13 protein-coding genes are annotated in these 19215 nt (G+C 70.9%); all 13 read left to right on the top strand.

Going from position 1 to position 19215, the window contains the following annotated elements; translation table 11 throughout:
- The first annotated feature begins 157 nt into the window (after positions 1-157).
- Entirely contained in the window at positions 158-1099 is a 942-nt protein-coding gene (locus NUG21_RS13440; protein WP_263391136.1) for a 4-hydroxyproline epimerase, read from the top strand.
- On the top strand, positions 1096-2196 hold the full coding sequence (locus NUG21_RS13435) for an NAD(P)/FAD-dependent oxidoreductase (RefSeq protein WP_263391135.1): 1101 nt from the start codon (positions 1096-1098) through the stop codon (positions 2194-2196). The genes NUG21_RS13440 and NUG21_RS13435 overlap by 4 nt, the downstream gene beginning before the upstream one ends.
- Positions 2193-2441, top strand: a complete 249-nt coding sequence (locus NUG21_RS13430) for a (2Fe-2S)-binding protein (RefSeq protein WP_010343411.1) — start codon at positions 2193-2195, stop codon at positions 2439-2441. Before NUG21_RS13435 ends, NUG21_RS13430 begins: the two co-directional genes overlap by 4 nt.
- The gene (locus NUG21_RS13425; protein ID WP_242081262.1) at positions 2434-3804 is read left to right on the top strand and encodes an NAD(P)/FAD-dependent oxidoreductase; all 1371 of its coding nucleotides are present in this window, start codon (positions 2434-2436) and stop codon (positions 3802-3804) included. The genes NUG21_RS13430 and NUG21_RS13425 overlap by 8 nt, the downstream gene beginning before the upstream one ends.
- Positions 3801-4706: a dihydrodipicolinate synthase family protein gene (locus NUG21_RS13420; RefSeq protein ID WP_242081261.1), complete on the top strand. Its 906-nt coding sequence runs from the start codon at positions 3801-3803 to the stop codon at positions 4704-4706. The genes NUG21_RS13425 and NUG21_RS13420 overlap by 4 nt, the downstream gene beginning before the upstream one ends.
- A gap of 1 nt (position 4707) precedes the next feature.
- On the top strand, positions 4708-6300 hold the full coding sequence (locus NUG21_RS13415; RefSeq protein WP_263391134.1) for an aldehyde dehydrogenase family protein: 1593 nt from the start codon (positions 4708-4710) through the stop codon (positions 6298-6300).
- A complete protein-coding gene (locus NUG21_RS13410; RefSeq protein WP_263391133.1) occupies positions 6297-7505 on the top strand; it encodes a M24 family metallopeptidase in 1209 nt (402 codons plus the stop codon). Before NUG21_RS13415 ends, NUG21_RS13410 begins: the two co-directional genes overlap by 4 nt.
- An 82-nt stretch (positions 7506-7587) precedes the next feature.
- Entirely contained in the window at positions 7588-9420 is a 1833-nt protein-coding gene (locus NUG21_RS13405; RefSeq protein WP_263391132.1) for a DUF885 domain-containing protein, read from the top strand.
- Positions 9417-11255, top strand: coding sequence for a DUF885 domain-containing protein (locus tag NUG21_RS13400; RefSeq protein ID WP_263391131.1), 1839 nt, complete (start codon positions 9417-9419; stop codon positions 11253-11255). Before NUG21_RS13405 ends, NUG21_RS13400 begins: the two co-directional genes overlap by 4 nt.
- Positions 11256-11639: 384 nt before the next feature.
- A complete protein-coding gene (locus tag NUG21_RS13395; protein ID WP_263391130.1) occupies positions 11640-13211 on the top strand; it encodes an APC family permease in 1572 nt (523 codons plus the stop codon).
- Positions 13212-13355: 144 nt separating this feature from the next.
- Positions 13356-15668 (top strand): S9 family peptidase, encoded by a 2313-nt coding sequence (locus tag NUG21_RS13390; RefSeq protein WP_263391129.1) that lies wholly within the window; start codon positions 13356-13358, stop codon positions 15666-15668.
- A 458-nt stretch (positions 15669-16126) separates the two neighbouring features.
- Positions 16127-16435: a flagellar basal body protein gene (locus NUG21_RS13385; RefSeq protein WP_263391128.1), complete on the top strand. Its 309-nt coding sequence runs from the start codon at positions 16127-16129 to the stop codon at positions 16433-16435.
- A 150-nt stretch (positions 16436-16585) separates the two neighbouring features.
- Positions 16586-18952 (top strand): Tat pathway signal protein, encoded by a 2367-nt coding sequence (locus NUG21_RS13380; RefSeq protein WP_263391127.1) that lies wholly within the window; start codon positions 16586-16588, stop codon positions 18950-18952.
- Positions 18953-19215 lie beyond the last annotated feature (263 nt).

Here is a 19215-nt window from a genome sequence, read left to right as displayed (position 1 = left end):
GAGTGGGCGGCGGTGCGGGCGCGCCGCCGCGCGTCCCCTGAATGCCGATGCTAGCCTAAGTCGGCGCCGCCGGGCGTCGCCGGGTTGTGCGAATTTCCGCATTTGCGACAGGCAAACGCTGCTAGCCGGCGGCGGTGTCGAATGTGAGCATGGCGCCATGCATACACTCGATGTCATCGACTCGCACAGCGCCGGCGAACCGACCCGTGTCGTCGTCTCCGGCTTCCCCGATCTGGGAACCGGTTCCCTGGCCGAGCGCCGCGAACTGTTCCGCACGCGCTTCGACCGCTGGCGCAGCGCCATCGCCTGCGAGCCGCGCGGCTCGGACACCATGGTCGGCGCGCTGCTGCTGCCGCCGGTGGCCGCCGATGCCTGTGCGGCGGTGATCTTCTTCAACAACGTCGGCTACCTGGGCATGTGCGGCCACGGCACCATCGGCTTGGTGCGCACGCTGGCCGAACTGGGCCGGCTGAGCGCGGGCACGCACCGCATCGAGACGCCGGTGGGCACGGTCGGCGTGGAGCTGCATGCCGACGGCCGCGTCTCGGTCGACAACGTCGAGAGCTACCGCCAGGCCACCGGCGTCGAAGTGCAGGTGCCCGAGTATGGGCGCGTGCGCGGCGACGTGGCCTGGGGCGGCAACTGGTTCTTCATCACCGAACAGACGCCGTGCGCGCTGGAACTGCGCCACCAGCGCGCGCTGACCGCCTACACCGAGGCGGTGCGGCTGGCGCTGGAGGCGGCGGGCATCCGCGGCGCCGACGGCGGCGAGATCGACCACATCGAGATCAACGGGCCGGCGCCGGACGCCAGCGCCGATGCACGCAACTTCGTGCTGTGCCCGGGCCTGGCCTACGACCGTTCGCCCTGCGGCACCGGCACCAGCGCCAAGCTGGCGTGCCTGGCCGCCGACGGCAAGCTGGCGCCGGGCCAGGTGTGGCGCCAGCAGGGCATCCTCGGCAGCATGTTCGAAGGCCGCTATGCGGCCGGCACCCGCGGCGTGATGCCGCGCATCACCGGGCAGGCCTTCATCACCGCGCGCGCGCATCTGCTGATCGATCCGCAGGATCCGTTCGCCTGGGGCATCGGCGCCGCATGAGCGGTTTCGACCTGATCGTCGTCGGCGCCGGCATCGTCGGTGCGGCCTGCGCCGATGCGGCGGCGGCCGCCGGCCTGCGCGTGGCGATCGTCGAGTCGGGAAGTATCGGCGGCGGCAGCACGGCCGCGGCGATGGGGCACCTGGTGGCGATGGACGACGATCCGGCGGAACTGGCGCTGTCGGCGTATTCGCTGCGCCTGTGGGAAGAATTCGCGCCGCTGCCGGAGGCCGAGTTCAGCCGCTGCGGCACGCTGTGGGTGGCGCGCGAGGCGCGCGAACTGGACGGGATTCCGGCCAAGATCCAGCGCCTGGCCGCGGCCGGCGTGCACGCCGAAGCGCTCGATGCGCAGCGGTTGTATCAACTGGAACCCGCGCTGGTCCCCGGCCTGGCCGGTGGCATGCGCGTGGCTGCCGAGGCGGTGGTGTATCCGCCGCGGATGGCGCGCTACCTGGTCGAGCGCGCCTGCGCCGCCGGCGCGCAGCTGTACGCCGGCCGCCGCGCCACCGCGCTGGCCGATGCCGGCGTGCGCCTGGACGACGGCAGCGCGCTGCATGGCCCGGTGCTGGTCGCCACCGGCTGCGCCCTGCCGGAATTGCTGCCGGAACTGCCGATGCGCGCGCGCAAGGGCCAGTTGGTGATCACCGACCGTTATCCGGGCTTCGTCGCCCATCAATTGCTGGAACTGGGCTATGCCGACAGCGCGCACGGCAGCGACGGCAGCAGCGTGGCGTTCAACGTGCAGCCGCGGCCGACCGGGCAGATCCTGATCGGCTCCTCGCGCGAATTCGATGCCACCGACCGCACGGTGTCGATGCCGATGCTGCAGCGGATGCTGGAGCGCGCCTTCGCGTTCCTGCCGGGCCTGCGGCAACTGCAGGCGATCCGGGTGTGGACCGGCTTGCGTCCGGCCACGCCGGACGGGCGCCCATATCTGGGCGCGGTGCCGGAGCGGCGCGACGTGTGGGTCGCGGCCGGCCACGAGGGCCTGGGCGTGACCACCGCGCTGGGCAGTGCGCGCCTGCTGCTGGACCAACTGCTGCAGCGGCCCGCGGCCATCGACCCGGCGCCGTACGGGCCGGCGCGGGCGCTGGCATGAGCGCGCGGATGCTGCGCCTGCAGGTCGACGGCCGCGACGTCGAAGTGCTCGACGGCAGCAGCGTGGCCGCGGCGGTGGCGCAGGTGGCCACGCATTTCCGCCGCTCGCGCAGCGGCCAGCCGCGCGCGCCGCTGTGCGGCATGGGCGTGTGCGCCGAGTGCCGGGTGCGCATCGACCGCGTCGGCCAGTTGCGCGCCTGCATCACCCCGGCGCGCGATGGCATGCAGGTGTGGACCGATGGCTGAGCCGTCCGCCCACTACGAGGTCCTGGTGATCGGCGCCGGCCCGGCCGGGCTGGCGGCGGCGCTGGCGGCGGCCGGGCATGGCCGCCGCGTCGGCCTGGTCGATCTGCAGGCGCGTGCCGGCGGGCAGATCTGGCGCCATGACGTGGCGCAGCCGCCGCCGCGCCTGGCCGCGCGCGCGCTGGCGCAACTGGCGGCCAGTGCGGTGACCTTCCTGCCGCAGACCCAGGTGCTGCTGGCGCAGGACCGGCGGTTGCTCACCGACGGTCCCGATGGCCCGCGCTGGCTGGGCTATGACGCGCTGGTGCTGGCCACCGGCGCGCGCGAATTGCTGTTGCCGTTCCCCGGCTGGACCCTGCCCGGGGTGACCGGCGCCGGCGGCGCGCAGGCGCTGGCCAAGCAGGGCTGGCCGCTGGCCGGGCGGCGCGTGCTGGTCGCTGGCAGCGGACCGCTGCTGCTGGCCTCGGCGGCGACGCTGCAGCGCCATGGCGCGCAGGTGCTGGGCATCGTCGAACAGGCGCCTTGGCGCGCGCTGGCCGCGTTCGCCGCGCAGTTGCCGCTGCGCTGGCCGGACAAGGCGCTGCAGGCGCTGGCGCTGCGCACGCAACTGGCCGGGGTCGGCTACCACGCCGGCAGCGTGGTGCTGGCCGCGTACGGCGAGGGCCGCGTGCAGGAGGTGGAGATCGACGGCCCGCGCGGCCGCCGCCGTCTCGCCTGCGATCAATTGTCCGTGGGCTACGGCCTGGTGCCGAACGTGGAACTGGCGCAATTGCTGGGCTGCCGCCTGGGCCGCAGCGGCGCGCATCCGTGCGTGGCGGTGGACGCGCAGCTGCGCACCAGCGTCGACGGTGTGTATGCCGCCGGCGAGGCGCTGGGCATCGGCGGGCGCGACTGCGCGCGGGTGGAAGGCGCCATCGCCGGCCATCTGGCTGCCGGACAGGACGCAGATGCGCAGGCGCTGCAGCCGCAGCGACGCCGCGCGCGCGCCTTCGCCGCGCTGTTGCAGCGGCAGTTCGCGCTGGACCCCCGCATCCACGCGCTGGCCGCGCCGGACACGCTGGTGTGCCGCTGCGAGGACGTGCCGCTGGCTGCGCTGCAAGGCCATGCCGACCTGCGCGACGCCAAGCTGGCCTCGCGCTGCGGCATGGGGGCGTGCCAGGGCCGCATCTGCGGCAGCGCGCTCACCGAACTGGGCCTGGCCGCGCGTCCCGCCGATTTCTCCGACGACGGCCGCCGGCCGCCGCTGTTCCCGGCGCGTCTGGACGCGCTGGCCCATCCCTGTCCGGACCCGGGTCCGGACGCCGCTTGCGCCGCGCCTTCGCGCGCGGCATCCCTTCGCAACTCTCCACAAGGTGTACTTCCATGAGCAAGGCTTCCTTCTGGTACGGCGTGCTGCCGGCCATCACCACTCCGTTCAACGCCGACGGCAGCATCGACCACGCGTTCCTGGCCAAGCATGCGCAGCTCATGGTCGACGCCGGCTGCACCGCGATCGTGCCGCTGGGTTCGCTGGGCGAGGCGGCCACGCTGAGCTTCGACGACAAGCTGGCGATCCTCAAGACCCTGGTGCAGGCGGTCGACGGCCGCATCCCGGTGGTGCCGGGCATCGCCGCGCTGTCCACCGACGAAGCGGTGCGGCTGGTGCAGGCGGCCAAGCAGGTCGGCTGCGGCGGCGCGATGGTGCTGCCGCCGTACGTGTACTCCACCGACTGGCGCGAGATGGGCGCGCACGTGCGCGCGGTGATCGGCGCCACCGACCTGCCGGTGATCCTGTACAACAACCCGATCGCCTACAAGACCGATTTCAGCGCGGCGCAGATCGCCGAGCTGGCGGCCGAGTTCCCGAACCTGCAGGCGGTGAAGGAGTCCTCTGGCGACGTGCGCCGCTTCGCTGCGCTGGGCGAACTGCTCGGCGACCGCCTGGTGCTGCTGGTGGGCATGGACGATGCGATCGTCGAAGGCCTGAGCATGGGCGCCAAGGGCTGGATCGCCGGCCTGGTCAACGCCTACCCGAAGGAGTCGGTGAAGCTGTTCGAGTTGGCCCGCGACGGCGGCTACCCGGCGGCCAAGGCGCTGTACGACTGGTTCCTGCCGCTGCTGCGCCTGGACACCGTGCCCAAGTTCGTGCAGCTGATCAAGCTGGTGCAGGCGAAGGTCGGCCTGGGCAGCGAGCGCGTGCGCGCGCCGCGGCTGGTGCTGGAAGGCGCCGAGCGCGAAGCTGCGTTGAAGGTCATCGACCACGCCATCGCCACCCATCCCGGGCACTGAGATGAGCATGCAACCGCTGTTGCTGGCCGGCCACTGGCAGGCCTCGCTGGAGGAGCGCGGCAGCTTCCGTGCCGAGGACCCGCGCGACGGGAGCGAGTTCGGTCCGTCGTTCCCGGTCAGCGGCGCCGCCGACCTGGAAGCGGCGCTGAGCGCGGCGGCGCTGAGCGCCGATGCGCTGGCCGCGGCCGCGCCGGAACGCATCGCTGCGTTCCTGGACGCGTACGCGGATGCGATCGACGCCGACGTCGAGCAGCTGGTGGCGCTGGCGCATGCCGAGACCGGCCTGCCGGTGGAGCCGCGCCTGGCCAAGGTGGAACTGCCGCGCGCCAGCGGGCAGTTGCGCCAGGCCGCGCAGGCGGCACGCAGCCACAGCTGGACGCAGCCGGTGATCGATACCGCGGCCGGCCTGCGCGCGCAACTGGGGCCGCTGCACAAGCCGGTGCTGGTGTTCGGGCCGAACAATTTCCCGTTCGCGTTCAACGCGGTGGCCGGCAGCGATTTCGCCTCGGCCATCGTCGCGCGCAATCCGGTGATCGCCAAGGCGCATCCCTCGCATCCGGCCACCAGCCAGCGTCTGGCGCAACTCGCGCACCAGGCGCTGCTGGCCCATGACCTGCCGGCGGCAACGGTGCAGTTGCTGTACCACTTCGACAGCACGCTGGGCCTGGAACTGGCCGGCGATCCGCGGCTGGGCGCGATCGGCTTCACCGGCAGCCGTGCCGGCGGGCTGGCGCTGAAGGCCGCCGCCGACCGTGCCGGGGTGCCGGCCTATGTCGAGCTGTCCAGCGTCAATCCGGTGTTCCTGCTGCCGGGCGCGCTGGCCGAGCGCGGCGCGGCGCTGGTGCAGGAGTTCTTCGCCTCCTGCACCATGGGCAGTGGCCAGTTCTGCACCAATCCGGGCATCGTGGTGGTGCCGGAGGGCGAGACCGGCGATGCCTTCGTCGCCGCGGCCGCCGCGCATTTCGCTGCGGCGGCGCCTTCGCTGCTGTTCTCGCGCGGCGTGCTGGAGCATCTGCAGCGCAGCCTGGGCACGCTGCGCGACGCCGGTGCCACGGTGCTGGCCGGCGGCGAGGCCGATGCCGGCCCCGGCTATCGGCATGCGCCGACCCTGCTGGAGGTGTCGGCCGAGGCGTTCCTGCAGCAGCCCGAGGCGCTGCAGACCGAAGCGTTCGGCCCGGTCAGCCTGATCGTGCGCGGCGGTGGCATGGGGCAGTTGACCGCCCTGGCGCGCAGCTTCGAGGGCAATCTCACCGGCACGCTCTATCGCGCCGCCGACGGCAGCGACGACATGGACTTCGCCGCGCTGGCCGCGGCGTTGCGCCCGCGGGTCGGCCGCCTGATCTGCAACAAGATGCCGACCGGCGTGGCGGTGAGCCCTGCCATGAACCATGGCGGCCCGTATCCGAGCACCGGCCATCCGGGCTTCACCGCCGTCGGCATGCCCGCGGCGATCCGCCGCTTCGCCGCGCTGCACAGCTACGACGGCGTGCCCGACGCGCTGCTGCCGCCGTTGCTGCGCGATCGCAATCCCGGCGGCGTGCAGCGGCTGATCGACGGCTGCTGGAGCACCGCTGACGTGGAGCGCAGCGCATGAGCGAGCAGGCCCAGATCGGCGGGTTGACCCTGGAGCAGGCGCAGGCACAGTTGGCGCCGTGGCCGCAGCGGGCGCCCGCGATCCAGGAGCAGGAGTACCGGCAACGCCTGGCCAATGCGCGCGCGCTGATGCGCGCGCACGGCGCCGACGCGTTGCTGATCGGCGCCGGCGCGTCGCTGCGCTACTTCACCGGCGTGCCGTGGGGCGCCAGCGAGCGCCTGGTGGCGATGCTGCTCACCGCCGAAGGCGATCCGCTGCTGATCTGCCCGGCGTTCGAGGAAGGCTCGCTGGACGCGGTGCTGTGCCTGCCGGTGCGCAAGCGCCTGTGGCAGGAACACGAGGATCCGCACGCGCTGGTCGCCGAGGCCTTGCTGGAACTGGACGCGCAGAGCCTGGCGCTGGACCCGGGCGTGGCCTTCGCGGTGCACACCGGCCTGGCCGCGGTGCTGGGGCGGATCGCGATCCGCGATGCGGCGACCATCGTCGACGGCTGCCGCATGCGCAAGTCCCCGGCGGAACTGGCGCTGATGCAGCAGGCCTGCGACATGACCCTGCACGTGCAGCGGCTGGCCGCCGGACTGATGCGCGAAGGCATCACCACCGCGGAACTGACCCGCTTCATCGACCAGGCGCACCGCGCGCTCGGCGCCGACAACGGCTCGACCTTCTGCATCGTGCAGTTCGGCCACGCCACCGCGTATCCGCACGGCATTCCCGGCGTGCAGGCGCTGCGGCCGGGCGAACTGGTGCTGATCGATACCGGCTGCACCGTGCAGGGCTACCACTCCGACATCACCCGCACCTACATCTTCGGCGAGCCCAGCGAGAAGCAGCGGCGCATCTGGCAACTGGAGCACGAGGCGCAGGCGGCGGCGTTCGCCGCGGTGCGGCCGGGCGTGGCCTGCGCGGTGGTGGACGAGGCCGCGCGCAAGGTGCTGCAGCGTGCCGGGCTCGGCCCGGACTATCAGTTGCCGGGGCTGCCGCACCGCACCGGCCACGGTTGCGGCATGAGCATCCACGAGGCGCCGTACCTGGTGCGCGGCAACGCGCTGGCGCTGGCCCCGGGCATGTGCTGCAGCAACGAGCCGATGATCGTGGTGCCGGGCGAGTTCGGCGTGCGCCTGGAGGATCATTTCTACGTCACCGACGACGGCGCGCAGTGGTTCACGCCCCCGTCGCCGGCGATCGACCGGCCGTTCGCCTGATGCGGGCGACGGCCGCCGCGGCACGCTGCACGGCCGCACCCGCGCCGTGCAGCGGCTGCGGCGCATCCCAAGGAGTCTCGCGATGAACTGCATGCGGTTGTCTGCCGTCGGCGCACTGGCCCTGGGTCTGCTGGCGGCCTGCCAGCCGTCTGCAGCGCCGACCTCCTCCGCACCGGCCACGCCGGCAGCAGCGAAGGCCGCAGTGCCGCCGGGGCAGGCCTTCGCCGCGCTGCTCGATGCGCAGTGGCAGTATCAGCTCGCCCACCATCCCGAGTTCGCCAGCATCATCGGCGACAGCCGCTACAACGATCGCTGGACCGACTATTCGCCGGCCGCGCTGGAGGCCGAGCGCCAGGCCACCGCCGGGTTCCTGGCGCGCTTCGATGCGGTCGATGCCAAGGCGCTGTCGGCGCAGGAGCGGTTGAGCCTGCAGATGATGCAGCGGCAGTTGCGCGACCGGCTGGAGGCGATCGCGCTGAAGAACGACGAGATGCCGCTGGAGCCGGTCGGCGGCATCCAGGTGGCGCTGCCGGGCTACGCACAGGCGTTTCCGTTCGCCAGCGTCAAGGACTACGAGGACTACATCACGCGCCTGCAGGCGATCCCGGCGCTGCTCGACCAGGTGGTGGCGCTGTCGCGCGCCGGCGCCAGGGACGGGCTGGTGCAGCCGAAGTACCTGCTCGAGCGCATTCCCGCGCAGGTGCGCGAGATCGCCGCGCCGGCCGGCGCCGACAGCCCGTTCGCGGCGCCGCTGCAGCAGTTCCCGGCGGCGGTGCCGGAGGCCGAGCGGCCGCGCCTGCGCGCGGCGATGATCGCGGCGATCGACCAGCAGGTGCGGCCGGCCTATCGAAAGCTGGCCGATTTCGTCGCCAACGAATACGCGCCGCAGGGCCGCGCCCACGAAGGCCTGTGGTCGCTGCCCGATGGAGAGCGCCGCTACCGCTTTGCGATCCACACCCAGACCACCACCGATCAGTCGCCCGAGCAGATCCACCAGACCGGCCTGGCCGAGGTCGCGCGCATCGAGGGCGAGATGGGCGCCATCGCCAGGCAACTCGGCTATGCCGACCTGGCGGCGCTACGCAAGGCGGTGGCCCATGACCGCAAGTTCTTCGCCAGCTCACCCGAGCAGATCCTGCAGCGCTACCGCGACGCCATCGCGCAGATGCAGCCGAAGCTGCCGACGTTGTTCGGTACGCTGCCGAAGACGCTGCTGGAGGTGCGCGCGATGCCCGCGTTCCGCGCCACCGCGCCCGGTGCCGAGTACTGGCAGAGCGATGCGCAGGGCAGCAAGCCGGGGCTGGTGATGGTCAATACCGGCGACTACGCGCATCGCACCCTGGTCAACATCGAAGCCACCGCGTATCACGAGGGCGTGCCCGGCCATCATCTGCAGATCTCGCTTGCGCAGACCCTGCCGTTGCCGCCGTTCCGCCAGCAGTCCAGTTACAACGCCTACGTGGAAGGCTGGGCGCTGTACGCCGAGCGGCTGGGCAAGGAAGTCGGCTTCTACCGCGATCCATACAGCGACTACGGCCGCCTGGCCGGCGAACTGCTGCGCGCCAACCGGCTGGTGCTGGATACCGGCGTGCACCACAAGCGCTGGACCCGGCAGCAGATGATCGACTTCTTCCACGCGCATCCGTCCGACGACGAACCCAGCATCCAGTCCGAGACCGACCGTTACATCGTCTGGCCGGGCCAGGCGCTGGGCTACAAGCTCGGCGAACTGGACATCCTGGCGCTGCGCGAGAAGGCCAGGCGCGCGCTGGGCGAGCGCTTCGACATCCGCGCCTTCCACGATGCCGTCCTCGGCGGCGGCGCGATGCCGCTGGACCTGCTGGACGCGCGCATCGACGCCTGGATCGCCCAGGTCCAGGCCGGCGCCCCCGCCACTCCGGAGACCCCACGATGACCTCCCGTTCCCGACTGCGCACCGCGCTGGCCCTGGCCATTGCCTGCACCCTGGCCTGGCAGGGCGCCGCCGGCGCTGCGCCGGCAAAGGCCTCCGCGCCGGCCGCCGCGGCTCCCGCCGGCGATGCGAGTGCGCGCTTCAAGGCGCTGTACCAGCGCGAGTGGAAATGGCGCCAGGAGCAGTTTGCCGGCGCCGACGACGAAGACGCGCAGGGCCAGGCCGCCGATCACCTGCCCAAGGTGGATCCGGCCACCCAGGCGCAGCGCACCGCGTATTGGCAGCAGGCGCTGCACGACCTGGACGCGATCGACCCGACGCAACTGTCGGCACAGGACCAGGTGAACTACCAGGTCTATCGCCAGCAGCTGCAGGTGCTGCTCGACCAGCAGCACTTCCGCGCCTGGGAAATGCCGTTCAACAGCGACACCGCGTTCTGGAGCGACCTGGGCTTCACCGCGCGCGCCACCCTGCGCAGCCGCGAGGACTACCAGCGCTACCTCGGGCAGCTCGCCGACATCCCGCGCTACTTCGACGAGCAGATCGCCAACATGCGTGCCGGCCTGGCGCGCGGCTTCGCCCAGCCGGCGGTGACGCTGCAGGGCCGCGATCAGTCGATCGCCGAGGTCGCGCAGGCGACCGGCGAGACCAATCTGTTCTACACCCCGTTCCAGCAGATGCCGGCGACGATCCCGGCGCCGCTGCAGGCGCAGTTGCGCGCGCAGGCGCGCACGGCGATCGCCCAGCAGGTGGTGCCGGCCTACGCCAAGCTGCTGCGTTTCATGCGCGAGGAATACCTGCCCAAGGCGCGCCCGGCGCTGGCCGCCGAATCGCTGCCCGACGGCGTGGCGTATTACCGCGCGCAGATCCGCGAATACACCACGCTCGACCTCAGCCCACAGCAGATCCACGCTGTGGGGCTGAAGGAAGTGGCGCGGCTGCGCAAGGAGATGGACCAGGCGATCGCCGACAGCGGCTTCAAGACCCCGCCCGGGCAGCAGACGTTCCCGGCGTTCCTGCACTACCTGCGCACCGATCCGAAGTTCTACGCCAAGACCCCAGAGGAACTGCTCAAGGACGCGGCGTGGATCGCCAAGCGCGTGGACGGCAAGATCGGCGACTACATCGGCCGGCTGCCGCGGCAGCGCTTCGCGATCGAGCCGGTGCCGGCGGACCTGGCGCCGTTCTACACCGGCGGCCGCGGTGGCCCCGGCATCTATCTGGTCAACACCTACGACCTGCCGTCGCGGCCGCTGTACAACCTCACCGCGCTGACCCTGCACGAGTCCTCGCCCGGGCACGCGCTGCAGATGCCGTTGGCGGCCGAGCAGGGCAACCTGCCGGATTTCCGCCGCTACACCTTCATTTCCGCGTATGGCGAGGGCTGGGCGGTGTACTCGGAATACCTGGGGCAGGAGATGGGGATGTACGACACCCCGTACGACCGCTTCGGCTACCTGACCTACCAGATGTGGCGCGCGTGCCGGCTGGTGATCGACACCGGCATCCACCACGACGGCTGGACGCGCGAGCAGGCGCAGGCGTTCCTGCGCGACAACACTGCGTTGAGCGAGCACGAGGTGACCACCGAGGTCGATCGCTACATCGCCTGGCCCGGACAGGCGCTGTCGTACTACCTGGGCGAACTGAAGATCCTGGAGCTGCGGCGCAAGGCGGAACAGGCGCTGGGCGAGAAGTTCGACATCCGCGCCTTCCACGATGCGGTGCTGGAGACCGGCTCGGTGCCGCTGCCGGTGCTGGAGCAGCGTATCGATCGGTTCATTGCCGAGGGTGGGAAGTCGCCTTGGGGCGCAGGAGAGGAAGCAGTAGAGCATTGAGGAGTTGAGAGTTGAGCCCCTCTCCCCCCGGGAGAGGGGTTGGGGTGAGGGTCGGCGCGAAGCGCATGTGGTGTTTCAGCTGCGCGGGGCTTCGCCCGTACCCTCATCCGCCCCTTCGGGGCACCTTCTCCCGGAGGGAGAAGGGACGTACAAGCCCCTCTCCCCCCGGGAGAGGGGTTGGGGTGAGGGTCGGCGCGAAGCGCATGTGGCGTTTCAGCTGCACGAGGCTGTGCCCGTACCCTCATCCGCCCCTGCGGGGCACCTTCTCCCGGTGGGAGAAGGGAAAAGCCGAGCCCCTCTCCCACCGGGAGAGGGGGTGGGGTGAGGGTAGGAAGCGCCGCAGATCGTTGAATCGCCAGTGACACCAACCCAGCGGGAGACGCCATGGCCGCACAAGGCAAGTTCCACAAACGCTTGAGCCTGACCGATCTGACCTTCATCGGGTTGGGCTCGATCTTCGGCTCTGGTTGGTTGTTCTCGGCCAGCCACGTCTCGGCGATCGCCGGGCCGGCCGGCATCGTCTCGTGGATCGCCGGCGGCGTGGCGGTGCTGCTGTTGGGCCTGGTGTACTGCGAACTGGGTGCGGCACTGCCGCGCGCCGGCGGCGTGGTGCGCTACCCGGAGTACTCGCACGGCGTGCTGCTGGGCTGGCTGATGGGCTTCATTACTCTGATCGCCTTCTCCAGCCTGATCGCGATCGAGGTGGAGGCGGCGCGGCAGTACGCGGCGGCGTGGTTCCCGTGGCTCAACCAGGCCGGCAGCACCCATCCCAGCGTCGCCGGCTGGCTGCTGCAGCTTGCCTTGCTGGTCGCGTTCTTCCTGCTCAACTACTACAGCGTCAAGACCTTCGCCACCGCCAACAACATCGTCAGCGTGTTCAAGTTCCTGGTGCCCGTGCTGGTGATCGTGCTGCTGATGGCGCACTTCGATGCGCGCAACCTGCATGTACAGGGCTTTGCGCCGTTCGGTGCGGCCGGAGTGGAGGCGGCGATTTCCGCCGGCGGCATCATCTTCGCCTACCTCGGGCTGACCCCGATCGTGTCGGTGGCCAGCGAAGTACGCGATCCGCAGCGCAACATTCCGATCGCGTTGATCCTGTCGGTGGCGCTGTCGACGGTGATCTACGTGCTGCTGCAGCTCGCCTTCCTCGGCGGGGTGCCCGCGCAGCATTTGGCCAATGGCTGGGGCGGCATCGACAAGGCGTTCTCGCTGCCGTACCACGATATCGCCCTGGCGCTGGGCATGGGCTGGCTGGCCGCGCTGGTGATCTGCGACGCGATGATCTCGCCCAGCGGTACCGGCAACATCTACATGAACGCCACGCCGCGGGTGGTGTACGGCTGGGCGCGCAGCGGCGGCTTCCTGCCGGTGTTGACCAAGGTGGACGCCGCCTCCGGCATCCCGCGCCGGGCGCTGTGGCTGAGCCTGGGCCTGTCGGTGTTCTGGACCCTGCCGTTTCCCTCGTGGGAGGCGCTGATCAACGTGGTGTCGGCGGCGCTGGTGTTGAGCTATGCGGTGGCGCCGGTGACCGTGGCCGCCTTACGGCGCAGCGCGCCGGACTTGCCGCGGCCGTTTCGGCTGCGCGGCATGGCGCTGCTCGGCCCGCTGTCGTTCATCGTCGCGGGCCTGATCGTGTATTGGTCGACCTGGAAGACGCTGTCGTGGCTGCTCGGCCTGCAGATCGCGATGTTCGCGCTGTACGTGCTGTATCGCCTGCCCAACGCCGCCGGTCGCGCGCGGCTGGCGCGGCAGGTGCGCGGCGTGCTGTGGCTGATCGTGTTCTTCGCGCTGGTGCTGGTGGTGTCGCGGCTGGGCACCTTCGGTGGCAGCGGCTGGATCGCGCATCCCTGGGACACGCTGTGCGTGGCGGCGATCGCGCTGGGCTGCTATCACTGGGGCGCGCGCAGCGGCCTGCGCCCGGAGGAACTGGCGCTGGAAGAGGACGACGGGGAATAGCCGTCGCGTGTGTGGATGGACGTAGGAGCGGCGCTTGTCCCCGTTGGTGGGAGCAGGCGCGATGGGCTTTCCTGGTAGAGCCTGGTCGCGGCTGAAGCCGCTCCTACGAGGAATAAACGTGCCATCGAAACTCTCGGATACCGCATGAACAAGTTCGTCGTCTCTCTCCTCGTCGCCCTTGCATGCTGCGCGAGCGCAGCACAGGCCGCACCCAGCGTCGCCGACTACCAGCGCTCGCTGGGCCTGCGCGAGGCCTGGATCGGCCTGACCGAGAACGTGACCTGGCCGGCGCAGTGGCGCGACGACGGCGCGTTCTACTATCGCAAGACCGTGCCGGGCGGCTTCGCCTTCGTGGTCGAGGACGTGGCCAGCCAGCGCAAGCAGCCGGCGTTCGACCAGCAGCGGCTGGCGCGCGGGCTGAGCGCAGCGACCGGCAGCGCCTATCCGGCGCTGCGCCTGCCGTTCACGCGTTTCGCCTACATCGCCGAGGGTGGTCAGCCGCAGGCGGCGATTGCCTTCGCGCTCGATGAGACGCCGTGGCGCTGCACGCTCACCACCTACGTCTGCGCGCGCGCCGACAGCGGCCCGCAGCCGCGTCCGCGCGGCTTCGGCGTGGTGCGCGATCTCAGCGTGCCGGCCGACGCCACCCCGCGGCGCTCGCCGGACGGTCGCTGGGACGCCTATGTCGAGGGCAACGCGGTGCTGCTGCGCGCGGTGGCCGACGGGCGCACGCTGCGCCTGGCCGACGATGGCCGCAGCGACGATTTCTACGATCCGGAAACCATCGCCTGGTCGCCGGATTCGCAGCGGCTGGCGCTGTACCGGGTGAAGCCCGGCTTTCCCCGCCGCGTCACCCGGGTGGAGGCGGCGCCGCCCGGCGGCGGCCAGCCGATGGTGCGCACCCAGTTGTATCCCAAGCCCGGCGATGCGGTGGACATCGAACGCCCGGTGCTGTTCGACCTCGGCGCGTTGGCGCGCGGCGGGGCGCCCAAGCGCCTGCCCATCGACGACGCCTTGTTCGCCAACCCATACCAGCTCTCGCCGATCCAGTGGCGCCGCGACAGCGCCAGCTTCGTGTTCGATTACGTGCAGCGCGGCTTCCAGCGCATGCGCGTGATCGCGGTGGACGCGGCCACGGGCCAGGCGCACGTGGCGGTGGGCGAGGACGCGAAGACCTTCGTCTATGCCGACCGCAGTTACCACCACGATGTCGATGGCCTGGGCCAGGAGATCCTGTGGATCTCCGAGCGCGACGGCTGGCGCCATCTGTACCTGTTCGACGGCGTCAGCGGCCGGATCAAGACGCAGATCACCAAGGGCGAGTGGATCGTGCGCGACGTGCTGCGCGTGGACGATGCGCAGCGGCGCATCTGGTTCACCGCCAGCGGCATGGATGCGGGCAAGGATCCCTATTACCGGCAACTGTTCGCGGTGGATTTCGACGGCGGCCACCTGACCCGGCTGACTCAGGCCGATGCCGACCACGACGTGGCCATCGCCGACGACGGCCGTCACTACGTGGACGTGTACTCGCGTCCGGACATGGCGCCGGTGATGGAACTGCATGCCATCGACGGGCGCCTGCTGCAGGTGGTGGAGCGCGGCGACATCCGCAAGCTGCAGGCCGCAGGCTGGCGCGCGCCGCAGACCTTCGTCGCCAAGGGCCGCGACGGCAAGACCGACATCTGGGGCATGGTGGTGCGGCCGCGCGACTACGACCCGCGCAAGAAGTACCCGGTGATCGAGAACATCTACGCCGGCCCGCACGATTCCTTCGTGCCCAAGACCTTCTGGCCGTTCGGCTACCACTCCGGCGGCGACAAGCAGATCGGCATGCAGGCCCAGGCCGACCTGGGCTTCATCGTGGTGATGATCGACGGCATGGGCACCGCCAACCGTTCCAAGGCCTTCCACGACGTGGCCTGGAAGAACCTCGGCGATTCCGGTTTCCCAGACCGCATCGCCTGGCACAAGGCACTGGCTGCGCAGGATCCGTCCTACGACATCGGCCGTGTCGGCATCTACGGCGCGTCGGCCGGCGGGCAGAGCACGCTGGGCGCGCTGGAGCGGCATCCGGATTTCTACAAGGTGGGCGTGGCCTACGCGGGCTGTTACGACAATCGCATGGACAAGATCAGCTGGAACGAGCAATGGATGGGCTGGCCGGTGGACGCCAGCTATGCGCGCGCCTCCGGCGTGGACAATGCGGCCAAGCTGCGTGGCGACCTGCTGCTGATCGTCGGCGAGCAGGACAGCAACGTCGACCCGGCCTCGACCGCGCAAGTGGTGGACGCGCTGATCAAGGCCGGCAAGGACTTCGACGTGCTCGCCGTCCCCGGCGGCGAACACACCGTCGGCCGCTCCACCGGTCCCATCGACTACGTGCAGCGTCGCCAGTACGACTTCTTCGTGCGGCATCTGTTGGGGGAGCCGACGCCGGCGTGGAACAGGCTGTAGGTGGGGCCGGGATTTGAGATTGGGGATTCGTAAAGGCGCGGTGGTTCCTGTTCCTCGGGCTCGCGTTTTTCCTTCTCCCTCCGCGAGAAGGTGCCCCGTAGGGGCGGATGAGGGTACGGGTAGGCACTGGCGTTTCGGGCGCATCGCGGCGCCCGTACCCTCACCCCAACCCCTCTCCCGAGGGGAGAGGGGCTTTGGTTTTTCCCTTCTTCCCTCGGGAGAAGGTGCCCCGCAGGGGCGGATGAGGGTGCGGGGGATGCACCAGGTTCTGGGGTATCGCGGGGGCTCCGAACCCTCACTCCAACTCCTCTCCCGATGGGAGAGGGGCTTCAGATCATCGCGCCGACGCGCCCGCTCTTGCCAATCCCCAATCCCCAATCCCGACTCCCCAATCCCACCCTCAAGCCACCGCCAACTCCGCCGATAACCCGGCAAGTCTCCCTGCGCCCCGACCCGCCATGACCGCCATCGCTCCCAGTTCCTCGATCGCGCTGTCCGGCATGCGCGCTGCCGCGTCGGGGCTGCAGGTGCGCGCCAACAACATCGCCAATCTCGCAACCGACGGCTTCCAGCGCTCGGTGCCGGTGAACCAGGCCACCGCCGGTGGCGGCGTGGTCGGCCAGGTGCAGCAGGCCGACGGGCAGGGCAGCGATCTGGTCGACGACATGGTTGGCACGCTGACCGAGCGCACCGCGTTCCAGGCCAATGCGCGGGTGCTGCGCGCGGCCGACGACAGCATCGGCAGTCTGCTCGACGTGCTCGCCTGAGCCGTCACCACCGCGCTGCACTCCCGCAACGCAGCACCGCCGCGACCACGCGGCTATGCGGTTTTCCGCATCCATCCTCGGCACAGCGCACAAGACGCTGCGACGCGCGCAGCGCACGATGCGACGATCGCATTGCATCGGGGACGGTAGATGGATCGGAGAGATTTCCTGCGGCAGGGCCTGGCGGTCGGCGCGGTTGCCGGCGTGGAAGCGCTGGCCGGGCGTGCCGCTGCGGCACCGACAGCAGCCAGCGCCGCGCGGGCGCCGGCACCGCCGCACCTGCGGCCGCTGGCGGCCGACGCGCTCGCCGGGCATACGCTGCAATGCCGTTTCGTCGAGGCCGGTGCGAAATGGGAGGTCTACGAAGACCTGCGCCAGCCCGACGGCGATCTGACCTTGCGCGGGCCGGGCGGGGCGCTGGTGCTGGGCAAGCGCACCGAAGCGGTGTTCCCGGCGGCGCAGGCGCCGTACTTCGGCATGGCCCTGGCCGAAGTGGCGATGGCCGATGCCGATCTGCTCGCCGATCGCTTGCTGCGCGATGGCGACCCGCGCGCCGACGAGGTGCGCGACGTGGCGCCGCCGCCGGCCTCGCAACTGGATCCCAAGGACTACAACGGGCGCCTGCCGTGGACCACCTTCGTCGGCACCCGCGAATGCGCCGACACCATGCCGGTGTACCCGGACGGGCGTACCCGCTGCTACCGCGCCATCCAGGCGTTCCCGGAACTGGGCAAGGACGAGCTGGTGCGGCGCCGCAGCGAAGGCCTGCTCGGCGGCTGGATGCCGGCGGTGCGCAAGGTGGTGCCGGCCGGCGAGGGCCGCTACTACGACATCCTGCTGTTCGCCGACGTGCTGGCCGAGGACCGCTTCGTGGTGCAGACCTGGCACCGCAGCGCGCTGGTCGAGCACGGCAAGGTCAGCAAGGTGGTGTACGGCTACAGCTATCCCGACTACCCGCCAAGGCGCGGCCCGCGCAGTGCCGAGGACTTTTATCGCGGCCTGCTCGCCTTCGCCGGCTACTGGCAGGCGCAGCTGGGCGACACCGTGCAGGCGCAGACCCCTGACCCGAGCTGGCGCGACATGGCCCGCTTCGCCTTCGCCCGCGAGCTGGTGGTGCGTCCGGGCGGCACCTATCCCAAGTACGGCGCGGTGGACCGCGACTACTACGGCAACGAGTACGACGGCTTCCAGGACACCTTCACCAGTTCGCTGTACGCCAACCTGGAGTGGGGCCGTTTCGGCCAGGCGGCGGCGGTGCTGGACGGCTACTTCAACGACTTCGTGCAGGCCGACGGCATGGTCAACATGCGCGGTCCGGAGACCGGCCAGTTCGGGCTGACCCTGTCGCTGCTGGCGCGCTACTTGCGCTACACCGGCGATGCCGCGCTGCTGCGCAAGCACCGCGACAAGATCGCCGCCACCGCGCAGATACTGGCCGAGTTGCACGACGCCAGCCTGCGCCTGCCGGCCTCGGCACCGGGGCACGGCCTGCTGCACGGCTGGAACGAATCCGATGCCTGCCTGTTCCCCGACCCGCAGGTGTGGTGGAAGCCGTACTACGCCAACAGCGCGCTGGCGGTGCGTGGCTGGCAGGACCTGGCGGCGGTGTGGAGCGGCATCGCCGGGCCGAGCGGGCAGGCTGCCGCGGCGCAATGGCAGCGCCGCGCGCAGCAGTTGTCCGCGCAATTGCTGCGCACCCTGCGCGGCAATATCCGCCGCGACCTGCAGCCGCCGTACATCGGTCCGCTGCCGGGGGTGAAGCTCACCTTCCGCCAGTCACTGCAGCAGGAACACCCCAGCGAGCAGGGCTGGCCGCACCGCGCCTATGCCGAACTGCTGCAGGCCGACGTGCTGCCCGACGAGCTGGCGCACCTGGTCATCGATTGCGTGCGCGGCCACGGCGGCACCAGCCTCGGCGTGGTCGGCAACATCACCGCGCCGACGCCGGAGGGGCGCGACCTGCTCGGCTTCATCTCCTACGGCTACGCGCAGCAGTTGTTGCGCCTGGACCGCATCGAGGAATACCTGCTGTTCCTGTACGCGCACCGCTACCACGTGCATACCCGCGGCAGTTGGACGGCGGGCGAGGTCAGCGGCATCACCGGCGGCATGCCGCTGTTCTGCATTCCCGCGCAGATGACCATCCCGCTGCTGCTGCGCTGGATGCTGGTGTTCGAGGACAGCGCCGGCGAGGAACTGTTCCTGGCGCGGGCGCTGCCGCGCGACTGGCTGGGCAGCGGCGAGACGATCGCGATCGAGGCGGCGCCGACGCGCTGGGGCAGGGTGTCGCTGACGCTGCAGGGGGACCCAGTGCGCAAGCGCATCGCCGGCAGCGTGACGCTGCCGGCGCAGCGGCCGGCGCGGACCTGGCTGACCCTGCGCGTGCCGGCCGGCACCCGCCTGCAGGAGGTGCGGCTGGACGGGCAGCCGGCGGCGCTGTCGGGGCCGCGCAACGAGCGTGTGCTGGTTCCGGCCGGCAGCGCGGCGACGGTGGCGATTTCGGCCGTCTACGGCTGAGTGGCGAAAAAGTCGGAAACGTCCCGCCAGGCGGCGGGGCAGTGCGGTATTCCGCACGTTTTCCCGATAAATACGACAAGACGCCGCGCGCATCCTACGCGCACATTGTGGCCGTGCAGTGACTGTCCAGGGGGAGAGTCCTGCGCATGACCGGGGACGCAGCGCATGGGTCGTGCGCGTCGCCGTGCAGACGGCGTCGGGATCGTCCCATCCGGTGGCGCCTGCGTGGACACGTCCGTTTTCGTATCCGCCACACGCGCTGG

The sequence above is a fragment of the Xanthomonas sp. CFBP 8445 genome, assembly GCF_025666235.1.
Classification (GTDB): Bacteria; Pseudomonadota; Gammaproteobacteria; order Xanthomonadales; family Xanthomonadaceae; genus Xanthomonas_A; species Xanthomonas_A indica.
The sequence above is the reverse complement of the archived record's forward strand: the minus strand, read 5'-3'. Positions and strand labels throughout refer to the sequence as shown.